The following is a 13304-nucleotide window of genomic DNA, read 5'->3' on the forward strand; positions in this document are numbered from 1 at the left end:
CTTCAGGTCTCCTCCGCAACGATTGCGTCAACATCGGTCCGCTATCGCAAACCGTGTTTCCTATATCTCAGTCGGACCCCTTCCAGTTTGTACGGCGATGATCAAGGCGCTTACGCATTTCTTTCAGGAAATAAAAATTTCCCGGGAAAATATTATTTAGATAAAACGATTCCTGAGATGATTATGAATCCAAAGGAGGGGAGAAAGGATGTTTAGAAGGATCAAGGAAGATATAGAGGTTGTTTTTGAACAGGACCCTGCGGCAAGAAGTTATCTAGAAGTAGTATTAACCTATTCAGGTTTACATGCTATATGGGCGCATCGTATAGCCCATGCACTATTTAAAAGAAAGCTCTTTTTCCTTGCTAGAGTTATTTCGCAAATTAGCCGCTTTTTCACGGGGATTGAAATTCACCCTGGTGCGAAAATTGGCAGGCGCTTTTTCATTGATCATGGCATGGGTGTGGTGATCGGTGAAACATGTGAGATAGGCAATAATGTTACCGTTTTTCAAGGTGTAACACTAGGAGGGACAGGAAAAGAAAAAGGCAAACGCCATCCAACCATTAAAGATAATGCCCTTATTGCAACAGGGGCAAAGGTGCTCGGTTCGATTACGATTGGGGAAAATTCGAAAGTAGGAGCTGGTTCGGTTGTTCTGCATGAAGTACCTCCGAATTCCACTGTTGTTGGTATTCCAGGCCGAGTGAAAATTCGGGATGGAGTTAAAATAAGAAAGGACTTAAATCATACGGATCTTCCTGATCCAATTGCAGATCGATTTAAAGAAATGGAAAATGAAATTGCTCGATTAAGCAGTGAACTAGAGAGCTTAAGGAAAGAAAGGAGCCAAGTTAATGGCCATTCATATTTATAATACGCTAACTAGAAAAAAGGAACCGTTTATTCCTTTAGAAGAAGGAAAAGTAAAGATGTATGTGTGCGGACCAACCGTTTATAATTATATTCATATAGGAAATGCTCGTCCGCCAATTGTTTTTGATACGGTTAGAAGGTACTTTGAATATAGAGGATATGATATGAAATACATTTCTAACTTTACGGATGTCGATGATAAATTGATCCGGGCTGCAAAGGAGCTTGGAGAAGATGTACCGACAATTGCAGACCGATTTATCGACGCTTATTTCGAAGATGTTTCTGCACTTGGTTGCAAACGGGCAGATGCACATCCAAGAGTGACAGAGAGCATGGATATTATCATTGAGTTTATAGAAACTTTAATTGAAAAGGGATATGCCTATGAATCAGAAGGAGATGTCTATTTCCATACTCGTAAATTTGATGGCTACGGCAAGCTATCCCATCAATCGATCGATGAACTCCGCTCTGGTGCACGTATTGCTGTAGGTGAGAAAAAGGATGATGCTCTTGATTTTGCTCTTTGGAAAGCGGCAAAAGAAGGCGAGATTTATTGGGATAGTCCATGGGGGAAAGGCAGACCAGGCTGGCATATTGAATGCTCTGCAATGGCCAAGAAATATTTAGGTGAGACAATTGATATTCATGCGGGCGGACAGGATTTGGCTTTTCCACATCATGAGAATGAAATTGCTCAATCTGAAGCGGTAAATGGCCAAACATTTGCCCGTTATTGGATGCATAATGGCTATATCAATATCGATAATGAAAAGATGTCGAAATCCCTTGGCAATTTTGTGTTAGTTCATGATATTATCAAAAATCATGACCCACAGGTTCTCCGATTCTTTATGCTATCTGTTCATTACCGTAATCCGATTAATTATAGTGAAGAACTACTAGAGAATACTCGTGCAGGACTAGAGCGAATAAAGACCTCTTACCAGAACTTGAAGCATCGTCAAGAAGCGAGTGCTAATTTAGGGGATCATAATAATGAGTGGCTTGAAAAAATAACAGCCTTGCATGAAGAATTCATTAAGGAAATGGATGATGACTTTAATACAGCCAACGGCATCTCCGTTCTATTTGAGCTTTCAAAATTAGCGAACTATTATTTGATGGAGAAAAATACATCAGTTGAAGTAATTGAGGCGTTTACAAAGGAATTTGAAGATCTTTTCCACGTCCTTGGGCTTTCATTAGATTTTCAGGAGGAGAAATTGCTGGATGAGGACATTGAAGAGATGATCCAACAGCGAAATCAGGCGAGGAAGGATAGAAACTTCCAATTAGCCGATGAAATACGAGATAAATTGAAGGAAATGAACATTATCCTAGAAGATACACCACAAGGAATTAGATGGAAAAGAGGCTAAGTGAATGCTTCCATATACAAATAAGATAGACGAAAAACAGCTGAATAGCCTCGCCCTTGCTTATATGGGCGATGCTGTTTTTGAAATATATGTACGCAGGCACTTGATCCAGAGTGGACAGGTAAGGCCCAATCAATTACATAGAGAAGCAACTTACTATGTTTCTGCAAAGGCTCAATCTCAAATCATACACCAATTTCTTGATTCTAGTGTTCTGTCTGATGAAGAAACGGCTGTTGTCAAAAGGGGAAGGAATGCAAAATCTGGCACTGTCCCTAAAAATACAGATGTTCAAACATACCGATATAGTACGGCATTTGAATCCCTGATAGGTTATTTATATTTATCGGAAAAGGAAGAGCGGCTGGAGGAAATTATTTTAGCTGCATTTCAAATCGTTGAAAATAAGAAAGGAGGAACAGTGAAATGAACGAGGATATGATTATGGGAAAAAATCCAGTTATCGAAGCGCTAAAGTCGGGAAGAGATATTAATAAAATCCTAATCGCTGAAGGTTCCCAAGGCGGCCAAATGCAGCAGGTAATTGGACTTGCTAAAGCATCCAATGTATTTTTACAATTTGTTCCGAAGAAAAAGTTAGATCAAATGGCAGAAGGGAATCATCAAGGGGTGGTAGCCCAGGTTGCTGCTTATCAATATGCGGAGCTGGATGATTTATTCCATGCGGCAGAAAAGAAAAATGAATCCCCATTCTTTTTGTTATTAGATGAAATAGAGGATCCGCATAATCTAGGTTCAATTATGAGAACAGCTGATGCAGTTGGTGCTCATGGAATTATTATTCCAAAGCGCAGAGCGGTAGGTTTGACAGCTACTGTTGCAAAAGCTTCGACAGGGGCAATTGAACATATTCCTGTTGTTCGTGTGACCAATATGGCAAGAACCATTGATGAATTGAAAGAAAAAGGGGTATGGATTGCTGGAACTGATGCAAAAGGGCGAGAGGATTATCGACAATTTGATGGCACATTGCCTCTTGGTTTAGTGATTGGCAGTGAGGGGAAGGGAATGGGGCGCTTGATTCGTGATAAATGCGACTTCCTAATCCATATGCCAATGGCTGGCCATGTTACATCTTTAAATGCATCTGTAGCTGCTGCTCTCCTCATGTATGAGGTTTATCGGAAACGACACCCTCTTGAGAAATAAAAATGGACATCCTAATTGTCGACGGATATAACGTAATTGGTGCTTGGCCAGAGCTAAGGGAGCTGAAAAACAAGGATTTTTCAGCAGCAAGAGACCGGTTAATCGAAAAAATGGCTGAGTACCAAGCGTATTCTGGATATAGGGTAATTATTGTCTTTGATGCCCATTTCGTAAAGGGAATAGAAAAGAAATATAAAAATTATAAAGTCGAAGTTATTTTTACAAGAACGAATGAAACAGCCGATGAACGAATTGAGAAACTGGCCATTAGCCTAAATAATATTAAAACGCAAATTCATGTGGCGACCTCAGACTTTACTGAACAATGGGCCATCTTTGGCCAAGGGGCACTCCGGAAATCATCAAGAGAATTATTAAATGAAATGAATCATGTGGAGAGCAGAATTAATAAAAGAGTAAAAAAAATTCAGAAGGAACAGCCTATTTCAAAGATTCCTCTCAACAAGGAAGTGGCAGAAATTTTTGAAAAATGGCGCAGAGGTCAGCAATGAGTGGTTGACGCTGGAAAAAAGCCTACTGTATACTAGTTTTATCTATGTTTGTACGGTCGGGGGGATCTGATTGGATACTGACTTAAAGTCAATCGACGATAATAATTTAGAGTTTTTACAGCTTGAAGATGAAGAATTGGTTGATTTAGTCCATAAGGGCGAAAGTGAAGCGTTAGACTATTTAATTCATAAGTATCGTAATTTCGTTCGCGCAAAAGCAAGATCCTATTTTTTGATTGGTGCAGATAAAGAAGATATTGTCCAAGAGGGAATGATTGGTTTATACAAGGCAATCCGTGATTTCAAAGGGGACAAGCTTTCCTCCTTCAAAGCTTTTGCTGAGCTTTGTATTACAAGGCAAATTATTACTGCTATTAAAACGGCAACTCGGCAGAAGCATATTCCGTTAAATTCCTATGTATCATTGGACAAACCGATTTATGATGAAGAATCAGACCGGACATTGATGGATGTCATTTCGGGGGCGAAAGTCATGGATCCCGAAGAGTTAATTATCAATCAGGAAGAATTCGATCATATTGAGGTGAAGATGGCTGAGCTTCTGAGTGATTTAGAAAGAAAAGTACTTGCGCTGTATTTGGATGGGCAATCCTATCAGGAAATTTCAGAAGAACTGAATCGTCATGTCAAGTCAATTGATAATGCCCTTCAACGGGTGAAACGAAAACTTGAACGATATTTAGAGGTTCGAGAAATCACACTATAAGGCAGTTATGGAAGTGGATTCTACTCTTTCTTCCATATTTCGCTGTTATTGACATCAATTATTGTCCATGGTAAAGTTTTAAGGACGTAGATGTATTTAGTAGGTGGAATCAATGAGGAAGAAAGTAGTACTAGCATGTAAAGAGTGTGGTTCTAGAAATTATTCAACAATGAGTAATAAAGAAACAGAGCGTGTAGAACTTAAGAAATTCTGTAAGACATGCAATAGCCATACGACTCATCGTGAAACAAAGTAAGGACTATAGATAGATTAAATTAGGATATTTCTCTTGGAAGTTGGGGGTTTGGATATGCAACGCATCTTGAAGTTTTTCCGTGACGTTGGCCGTGAAATGAGAAAGGTCAGCTGGCCTAAGCGTAAAGAGTTGACAAGCTATACTGTGACAGTTCTTGCAACCGTTGTCTTCTTTACAGTTTTCTTTGCCGTAATTGATCTAGGTATTTCTGAACTGATTCGTATTATTCTTGAATAACCCCTGTAAGTCCATGGTATAATGGAGAATAACAGAGGAAACATTTGTGAAGCCCGGAAACGGGTTTTTTCATTTGGTTAAAAATACTCTACAATTAACACCCTAAAATTTATTAATACAGGGAGGGAAGGACGAACGAGTCCTCTTGAATGGAAAAAAATTGGTATGTTGTTCATACTTATTCAGGTTATGAAAATAAAGTAAAGGCTAACTTGGAGAAGCGTGTTGAGACGATGGCGATGCAAGATAAAATCTTCCGCGTTATTGTACCAGAAGAAGAAGAAACGGATTTCAAAAATGGCAAAAAGAAAGTTGTAAAGCGTAAAGTGTTCCCTGGCTATGTCCTGGTTGAAATCGTTATGACAGATGATTCTTGGTACGTAGTCCGAAATACACCAGGTGTAACTGGATTTGTCGGCTCTGCTGGCTCTGGCTCAAAGCCAACCCCATTATTGCCGGAAGAGGTCAATGTAATCTTGAAGCGCATGGGTGTAGAAGAGAGACGAGTAGACATTGATTTTGAACTTGGAGAGATGGTTCAAGTGAAAGAAGGTCCATTCGCAAACTTCACAGGATCTATTGAAGATATTGATAAAGATAAGGCGAAGATCAAAGTTCTTGTTAATATGTTCGGCCGTGATACACCAGTTGAGCTTGATTTTTCACAGATCGAAAAATTGTAAAAAACTCACAGCAGCCCTAGTGTTATCATAGGACATTTCTCTAATTGTAAAAAGTTATCCTTTCTTATTTCAAAAAAACTTGAAATCATCTTTAAAAAGTGGTAACATTTCAAAGGTCAGTATGTCTCAAATAAGAGACTAGACAAATGATAGAGTTCTTTATCTTTATATAAAGACTATAAGTTGAGTGGGAGGGAATTTCCCTATTACCACATCACGGACTTTAAGGAGGTGTGTCTCGTGGCTAAAAAAGTAATCAAACTTGTTAAATTACAAATTCCAGCAGGTAAAGCAAACCCTGCGCCGCCAGTTGGTCCTGCACTAGGTCAAGCCGGTGTTAACATCATGGGATTCTGTAAGGAATTTAACGCTCGTACAGCAGAACAAGCTGGCTTAATCATTCCTGTTGAAATTACGGTTTTTGAAGACCGTTCATTTACATTTATTACGAAAACTCCTCCTGCTGCCGTTCTTTTGAAAGTAGCAGCTGGAATCCAGTCTGGTTCTGGTGAACCAAACCGTAATAAAGTAGCAACAGTCAAGCGTGACAAGGTACGCGAGATTGCTGAAACAAAAATGCCTGATCTAAACGCTGCTAGCGTAGAAGCTGCAATGCGTATGGTTGAAGGTACTGCACGCAGCATGGGTATCGTTATCGAAGACTAATCCATGTATGCTGCTCAACGGGGTTGCGTCGCTGAATTTGGTTTCACACGCAACCTTTTGTACGTCTAGCGATAGTATGTAGCGTATATTGCGCTAATGCTTTTGTTACGTGGGAGGTTATTCCGCTAAAACCACAAATCAAGGAGGAAATAAAAATGGCTAAAAAAGGTAAAAAGTTTATTGAAGCTTCTAAGCTTGTAGATCGCATGAAAGCTTACCCAATTGGAGAAGCAATCGAACTTGCGAAAAAAACGAATTTCACTAAATTTGATGCAACTGTTGAAGTAGCATTTCGTTTAGGTGTAGACCCTAAGAAAGCTGACCAACAAATCCGTGGAGCAGTTGTGCTTCCGAACGGAACTGGTAAAACACAGCGCGTTCTTGTATTTGCTAAAGGCGAAAAAGCAAAAGAAGCAGAAGCTGCTGGAGCAGATTTCGTTGGGGATGCTGATTACATTAACAAAATCCAACAAGGTTGGTTTGATTTTGATGTAATCGTTGCTACACCTGATATGATGGGTGAAGTTGGTAAACTTGGACGTGTTTTAGGACCTAAAGGCTTAATGCCAAACCCTAAAACAGGAACAGTTACTTTTGACGTAGAAAAGGCGATTAACGAAATTAAAGCAGGTAAAGTAGAATACCGTGTTGATAAAGCTGGAAACATCCACGTACCAATCGGTAAAGTATCTTTCGAAAGCGAAAAGCTTGTTGAGAACTTCAACACAATTTTCGATACAATGCTAAAAGTTAAGCCTGCTGCTGCAAAAGGAACATATATGAAGAACGTTTCTGTTACTTCAACTATGGGACCTGGCGTAAAAGTAGACCCATCAACTGTAACAGTAAAATAATAATGCTTTAAAGCACTTTGATTAGCCCTGAAAAGCATAAGGCAAATATGAAAGAAATTCTAATTTCTAAAGTAATTTGATTTATGCTTTGATGGGCTAAGTGCTAAAGCTGGATAACAATAACAATTGACAAACAAATATATATTTAGTAATATGTATTTTGTTGTTAAAATAAAATAACATTTTTACCGTAGACAGTAGGTGCCTATAAGCTTAATTTCCTACCGAGGTATTACGATAGAGTTAATCAACTTATCAACTATTGTATACTTCCTCCATGTCTGCAAAAGCTGTGGAGTTTTTTTATTGAAACGGTCTAAATGTAGAAATTCTACAGGAGGTGTAAAGATGAGCAGTGCTATCGAACAAAAGAAACAAATCGTAGTAGAAATTGCTGATAAATTTAAAGCAAGTGCATCAACGGTTGTTGTTGATTATCGTGGTCTTACTGTTGCGCAAGTGACTGAACTTCGTAAACAACTTCGTGAAGCTGGTGTAGAATTCAAAGTATACAAGAATTCAATGACACGCCGTGCAGCTGAGTCTGCAGAGCTTGCAGGATTAAACGAAGTGTTAACAGGTCCTAACGCAATCGCATTCAGTGCAGAAGATGTAGTTGCTCCAGCAAAAATCATTAATGATTTTGCGAAAAAGCATGAAGCGCTTGAAATTAAAGCAGGTGTAATTGAAGGAAATGTTGCAACAGCAGAAGATGTAAAAGCTCTTGCGGAACTACCGTCTCGCGAAGGTTTACTTTCTATGCTACTCAGCGTTCTTCAAGCACCAATTCGCAATCTTGCTCTTGCTGCAAAAGCTGTTGCAGATCAAAAAGAAGAACAAGGCGCGTAAGTTAAAATTAGCGATAAACTAATAGATTCAAACCAAATATAAGGAGGAAATTTATCATGACTAAAGAACAAATCATTGAAGCAGTTAAATCTATGACTGTTTTAGAATTAAACGACTTAGTAAAAGCAATCGAAGAAGAGTTTGGTGTAACTGCTGCAGCTCCTGTAGCTGTTATGGGCGGAGCTGCTGCTGGCGCTGTTGAAGAACAAACTGAATTTGACGTTGTACTTGCTTCTGCAGGCGACCAAAAAATCAAAGTTATCAAAGCTGTTCGTGAAATCACAGGTCTTGGACTTAAAGAAGCGAAAGAACTTGTTGATAACACTCCAAAGCCAGTTAAAGAAGGCGTTTCTAAAGAAGAAGCTGAAGAAATCAAAGCTAAACTTGAAGAAGTTGGAGCTGGCGTTGAAGTTAAGTAATATAGATATTGAAAAGCCCGCTGTATAGCGGGCTTTTTTTGACCCAGTAATTTATCTAACCCACTCTTTTTTTTTATAAATCTATTCTCCGTTGGAGGTGATTTTGTCTTGACTGAACACTACTACTCCAAAATGCAAAAGGTTGAAAGTGATCCGAAGTACTGGAACTTCACTCTTAATAATCTGCCTTTCCGTTTTAAGACGGATAACGGAGTTTTTTCGAAAAAGGAAGTTGATTTTGGCTCTAGATTATTAATAGAGACGTTTGAAATGCCGATTATTGAAGGGAATATTCTAGATGTCGGCTGTGGATATGGACCGATTGGATTGTCAGCTGCGAAGCAGATGAAAGATCGATTTGTTCATATGGTTGATGTGAATGATCGGGCGCTATCTCTTGCTCGAGAGAATGCAGAGTTAAATGGAATTGAAAATGTTTGCATTTATGAAAGTGACCGCTTAGAAAAAGTGAAGGGCAATAAGTTTGCAGCGATATTAACGAACCCGCCAATCCGTGCTGGTAAAAAGGTAGTCCATGATATTTTTGAACAAAGTTTTGAATGTTTACTCCCGAATGGGGAACTTTGGGTAGTTATTCAAAAAAAGCAAGGGGCGCCTTCAGCAATTGAGAAAATTTCTGAGTTATATAGTGAGGTAGAAGTAGTTATAAAGAAAAAAGGTTACTTCATTATAAAAGCAAAAAAAGATTGACTTGACTTTTTGTGTATGGTAGCATTATAAAATGCCAACATAATATGTTCCGATTAACTACTAAAATACACAAGAGTTGTATAAAAATGGTTATAATGGGAATACTAACAAAATAAATGTCGTAATGTGAAAATGTGGTTTTTTAGTTAAAAACCCTTTTTCTTTTTGTCTAATTGAAAAGTGACAAGTTCTTTAATGGAATTTGTATAGCACCAGCACCTACTTTTTCGAGAATACAGGTTATTCCTCTAAAGAAAGGGGAAACACCTTTCTATAAGGGTTTAATGTGTTTGGCGAAAGTGGTTAAGTTGTTGCTTCGCTTTTCTTTAAATAACGCTTGATTTGAGGGGTGAATCAGTTGACAGGTCAACTAGTTCAGTATGGACGACACCGCCAACGTAGAAGTTACGCACGAATCAGTGAAGTTTTAGAATTACCAAATCTAATCGAAATCCAAACCTCTTCTTATCAATGGTTTCTTGATGAGGGTTTACGTGAAATGTTCCATGACATTTCTCCGATTGAAGACTTTACTGGTAATTTGTCGCTTGAATTTATTGATTACAGCCTTGGCGAACCAAAATATTCCGTTCCGGAATCGAAAGAAAGAGATGTTACATATTCTGCACCTTTACGTGTGAAAGTGCGTCTTGTAAACAAAGAAACAGGCGAAGTTAAAGACCAGGATGTCTTTATGGGTGACTTCCCGCTTATGACAGAAACAGGTACATTTGTGATTAATGGAGCAGAGCGTGTTATTGTATCACAGCTGGTTCGTTCTCCAAGTGTATACTTTAGTGGAAAACTAGATAAAAACGGGAAAAAAGGCTTTACTGCAACTGTAATCCCGAACCGCGGCGCTTGGCTAGAGTATGAAACAGATGCCAAGGATGTCGTATACGTGAGAATAGATCGTACTCGGAAACTGCCCGTTACGGTTCTTTTGCGTGCACTTGGGTTCGGTTCTGATCAAGAAATCATCGATTTGATTGGAGATAACGAGTATATTCGCAATACTCTTGAAAAAGACAATACTGAAGGCACAGACAAGGCGTTATTAGAAATTTACGAACGTCTTCGTCCGGGTGAACCACCTACAGTAGAGAATGCAAAGAGTTTGTTAGTTTCAAGATTCTTTGATCCAAAACGCTATGATCTAGCGAATGTTGGTAGATATAAAATAAATAAAAAGCTGCATATTAAAAATCGTTTGTTTGGCCAGCGTCTAGCTGAAACATTAGTGGATCCAGAAACAGGTGAAATTATTGCGGAAAAGGGAATTACCCTTGATCGCCGTACGTTAGACCGTATTATTCCAAACTTAGAGAAAAATATTGGCTTTAAGACTGTGAGTCTTGTTGGTGGAGTGTTAGAGGAAGATATTACACTTCAATCAATTAAAATTTATGCTCCGAATGAAGATGGCGAAAAGGTTATTAATGTACTCGGCAATGCTTATGTTGAAGAAGCTGTGAAAAATATTTCACCTTCAGATATTATTGCTTCCATTAGTTACTTCTTTAATTTGCTTCATTCAGTTGGCGACACAGATGATATTGATCATCTTGGAAATAGACGTCTTCGTTCAGTTGGTGAACTTTTGCAGAACCAATTCCGAATTGGTTTATCGAGAATGGAGCGTGTGGTTCGTGAAAGAATGTCCATTCAGGATACGAACACAATAACTCCACAGCAGCTGATAAATATTCGTCCGGTTATTGCTTCTATAAAAGAGTTCTTTGGAAGCTCTCAATTATCACAATTCATGGATCAAACAAACCCGCTTGCAGAATTGACGCATAAACGCCGTTTATCTGCATTAGGACCAGGTGGATTAACGCGTGAGCGCGCAGGATTTGAAGTTCGTGACGTTCACTACTCCCACTATGGGCGGATGTGTCCGATTGAGACGCCAGAGGGACCGAACATCGGGTTAATTAACTCTTTATCATCATTTGCTAAAGTGAACCGATTTGGTTTCATTGAAACGCCTTATCGTCGTATCGATCCAGAAACAGGTAAGGTAACAAGCCGAATTGATTATCTGACAGCTGATGAACAAGATAATTATGTTGTTGCACAGGCGAATGCCCGTCTTGGTGAAGATGGTTCATTCTTAGATGAAGATGTTGTTGCTCGTTTCAGAGATGAGAACGTAGTAGTCAATCGAGATCGAATTGATTATATGGATGTATCACCTAAGCAAGTTGTTTCAGCTGCAACAGCATGTATTCCTTTCCTTGAAAACGATGACTCCAACCGTGCACTAATGGGAGCGAACATGCAACGTCAGGCTGTGCCATTGATGCAGCCGGAAGCCCCTCGAGTTGGAACTGGGATGGAATATGTATCAGGAAAAGATTCAGGTGCTGCTGTTATCTGCAAACATGAAGGTATCGTTGAGCATGTAGAAGCCCGTGAAGTATGGGTTCGCAGAATCAGTACAGTAGATGGCCAAGAAGTAAAGGGCAATCTTGATAAGTATAAATTACTGAAGTTTATCCGATCTAATCAGGGAACTTGCTATAATCAGCGTCCAATTGTCGCAGTTGGCAATCATGTAACAAAAGGTGAAATTCTTGCTGACGGACCGTCAATGGAGCTTGGTGAATTAGCTCTTGGCCGTAACGTGTTAGTAGCCTTTATGACATGGGATGGCTATAACTACGAGGATGCGATCATCATGAGTGAGCGCCTTGTTAAAGATGATGTATATACTTCGATTCATATTGAAGAGTATGAGTCAGAGTCACGCGATACAAAGCTTGGACCGGAAGAGATTACACGTGACATTCCGAATGTTGGGGAAGATGCCCTGCGTAATTTAGATGAGCGTGGAATTATCCGTACGGGTGCTGAAGTGAAAGATGGAGATCTATTAGTAGGTAAAGTTACACCTAAGGGAGTAACAGAATTAACGGCTGAAGAAAGACTCCTTCATGCTATCTTTGGTGAAAAAGCACGTGAGGTACGTGATACTTCACTTCGTGTTCCTCACGGTGGTGGCGGTATTGTCTTAGATGTAAAAGTCTTTAACAGAGAAGATGGAGATGAACTCCCACCAGGAGTAAATCAACTAGTACGTGTTTATATCGTTCAAAAGCGTAAAATCTCTGAAGGCGATAAGATGGCGGGCCGACATGGTAATAAAGGGGTTATCTCACGGATCTTACCGGAAGAAGATATGCCTTATATGCCAGATGGAACACCTGTTGACATCATGTTAAACCCATTAGGGGTACCATCTCGTATGAATATCGGACAGGTGCTTGAGCTTCACCTTGGGATGGCAGCTAGAGCGTTAGGTATTCATGTAGCTTCGCCAGTATTCGATGGTGCGAATGAAGAAGACGTATGGGCAACAATTGAAGAAGCAGGAATGGCACGTGATGCGAAAACCGTTCTGTATGATGGACGTTCAGGAGAACCGTTTGATAACCGTGTATCAGTAGGGGTTATGTATATGATCAAGCTGGCACATATGGTTGATGACAAACTTCATGCTCGTTCAACTGGACCATACTCACTTGTTACACAGCAGCCATTGGGTGGTAAAGCTCAATTTGGTGGACAGCGTTTCGGTGAGATGGAGGTTTGGGCACTTGAAGCTTATGGTGCTGCTTACACATTACAAGAGATTCTTACTGTTAAATCGGACGATGTTGTCGGACGTGTGAAAACATATGAATCAATTGTTAAAGGTGAAAACGTTCCAGAACCTGGTGTACCTGAGTCGTTTAAAGTATTAATTAAAGAACTTCAAAGTTTAGGAATGGATGTAAAAATTCTTTCCGGTGATGAAGAAGAAATTGAAATGCGCGATACAGAGGATGACGAAGAGGTTCAGCAAGCTGAATCTTTAGCAATTGCTCCAGAACCGCAAAAAGTTGAACAAGAACAAGTTGTTACTAAGGAATAACTTTAAAGAAAACGTATCATATGTTTTCTAACCTTTAACC

The 13304-nt window shown here is 39.4% G+C and carries 15 protein-coding genes and 1 other annotated feature; all 15 genes read left to right on the forward strand.

Annotated features, from left to right (window positions below; all coding sequences use genetic code 11):
* Nucleotides 1-208: 208 nt before the first annotated feature.
* The 15 genes from cysE (at nt 209) to rpoB (ending at nt 13264) form a co-directional block, all read left to right on the forward strand.
* Complete coding sequence (cysE, locus tag ACFYKT_RS20015) at nt 209-877, forward strand: serine O-acetyltransferase (RefSeq protein WP_389223191.1); 669 nt, start codon at nt 209-211, stop codon at nt 875-877.
* Nucleotides 858-2261, forward strand: a complete 1404-nt coding sequence (gene cysS, locus ACFYKT_RS20020) for a cysteine--tRNA ligase (RefSeq protein ID WP_389223194.1) — start codon at nt 858-860, stop codon at nt 2259-2261. The genes cysE and cysS overlap by 20 nt, the downstream gene beginning before the upstream one ends.
* Nucleotides 2262-2265: 4 nt before the next feature.
* Complete coding sequence (locus ACFYKT_RS20025; protein WP_389223197.1) at nt 2266-2691, forward strand: Mini-ribonuclease 3; 426 nt, start codon at nt 2266-2268, stop codon at nt 2689-2691.
* A complete protein-coding gene (gene rlmB, locus ACFYKT_RS20030; protein WP_389223200.1) occupies nt 2688-3431 on the forward strand; it encodes a 23S rRNA (guanosine(2251)-2'-O)-methyltransferase RlmB in 744 nt (247 codons plus the stop codon). Before ACFYKT_RS20025 ends, rlmB begins: the two co-directional genes overlap by 4 nt.
* 2 nt (nt 3432-3433) lie before the next feature.
* Nucleotides 3434-3943 (forward strand): NYN domain-containing protein, encoded by a 510-nt coding sequence (locus tag ACFYKT_RS20035; RefSeq protein ID WP_389223203.1) that lies wholly within the window; start codon nt 3434-3436, stop codon nt 3941-3943.
* A 70-nt stretch (nt 3944-4013) separates the two neighbouring features.
* Entirely contained in the window at nt 4014-4670 is a 657-nt protein-coding gene (gene sigH, locus ACFYKT_RS20040; protein WP_389223206.1) for an RNA polymerase sporulation sigma factor SigH, read from the forward strand.
* A gap of 112 nt (nt 4671-4782) precedes the next feature.
* Nucleotides 4783-4926, forward strand: coding sequence for a 50S ribosomal protein L33 (gene rpmG / locus ACFYKT_RS20045; protein WP_389223209.1), 144 nt, complete (start codon nt 4783-4785; stop codon nt 4924-4926).
* 54 nt (nt 4927-4980) lie between these two features.
* The gene (gene secE, locus ACFYKT_RS20050; RefSeq protein WP_066399740.1) at nt 4981-5163 is read left to right on the forward strand and encodes a preprotein translocase subunit SecE; all 183 of its coding nucleotides are present in this window, start codon (nt 4981-4983) and stop codon (nt 5161-5163) included.
* A 149-nt stretch (nt 5164-5312) separates the two neighbouring features.
* Nucleotides 5313-5846, forward strand: a complete 534-nt coding sequence (nusG, locus tag ACFYKT_RS20055) for a transcription termination/antitermination protein NusG (protein WP_389223212.1) — start codon at nt 5313-5315, stop codon at nt 5844-5846.
* 240 nt (nt 5847-6086) lie between these two features.
* On the forward strand, nt 6087-6512 hold the full coding sequence (gene rplK / locus ACFYKT_RS20060; protein ID WP_389223215.1) for a 50S ribosomal protein L11: 426 nt from the start codon (nt 6087-6089) through the stop codon (nt 6510-6512).
* 155 nt (nt 6513-6667) lie between these two features.
* Nucleotides 6668-7366, forward strand: coding sequence for a 50S ribosomal protein L1 (gene rplA / locus ACFYKT_RS20065; RefSeq protein WP_389223218.1), 699 nt, complete (start codon nt 6668-6670; stop codon nt 7364-7366).
* A 170-nt stretch (nt 7367-7536) separates the two neighbouring features.
* Nucleotides 7537-7680: a sequence feature (ribosomal protein L10 leader region), on the forward strand.
* Between the two features lie 34 nt (nt 7681-7714).
* Entirely contained in the window at nt 7715-8215 is a 501-nt protein-coding gene (gene rplJ / locus ACFYKT_RS20070) for a 50S ribosomal protein L10 (RefSeq protein WP_389223221.1), read from the forward strand.
* Nucleotides 8216-8271: 56 nt separating this feature from the next.
* The gene (gene rplL / locus ACFYKT_RS20075; RefSeq protein ID WP_389223224.1) at nt 8272-8634 is read left to right on the forward strand and encodes a 50S ribosomal protein L7/L12; all 363 of its coding nucleotides are present in this window, start codon (nt 8272-8274) and stop codon (nt 8632-8634) included.
* A gap of 108 nt (nt 8635-8742) precedes the next feature.
* Nucleotides 8743-9345, forward strand: a complete 603-nt coding sequence (locus ACFYKT_RS20080; protein WP_389223228.1) for a class I SAM-dependent methyltransferase — start codon at nt 8743-8745, stop codon at nt 9343-9345.
* A 358-nt stretch (nt 9346-9703) separates the two neighbouring features.
* Nucleotides 9704-13264: a DNA-directed RNA polymerase subunit beta gene (gene rpoB / locus ACFYKT_RS20085; protein ID WP_389223231.1), complete on the forward strand. Its 3561-nt coding sequence runs from the start codon at nt 9704-9706 to the stop codon at nt 13262-13264.
* Nucleotides 13265-13304: the final 40 nt, after the last annotated feature.

Source organism: Cytobacillus mangrovibacter, from assembly GCF_042865275.1.
Lineage (GTDB): Bacteria > Bacillota > Bacilli > Bacillales > Cytobacillaceae > Cytobacillus > Cytobacillus mangrovibacter.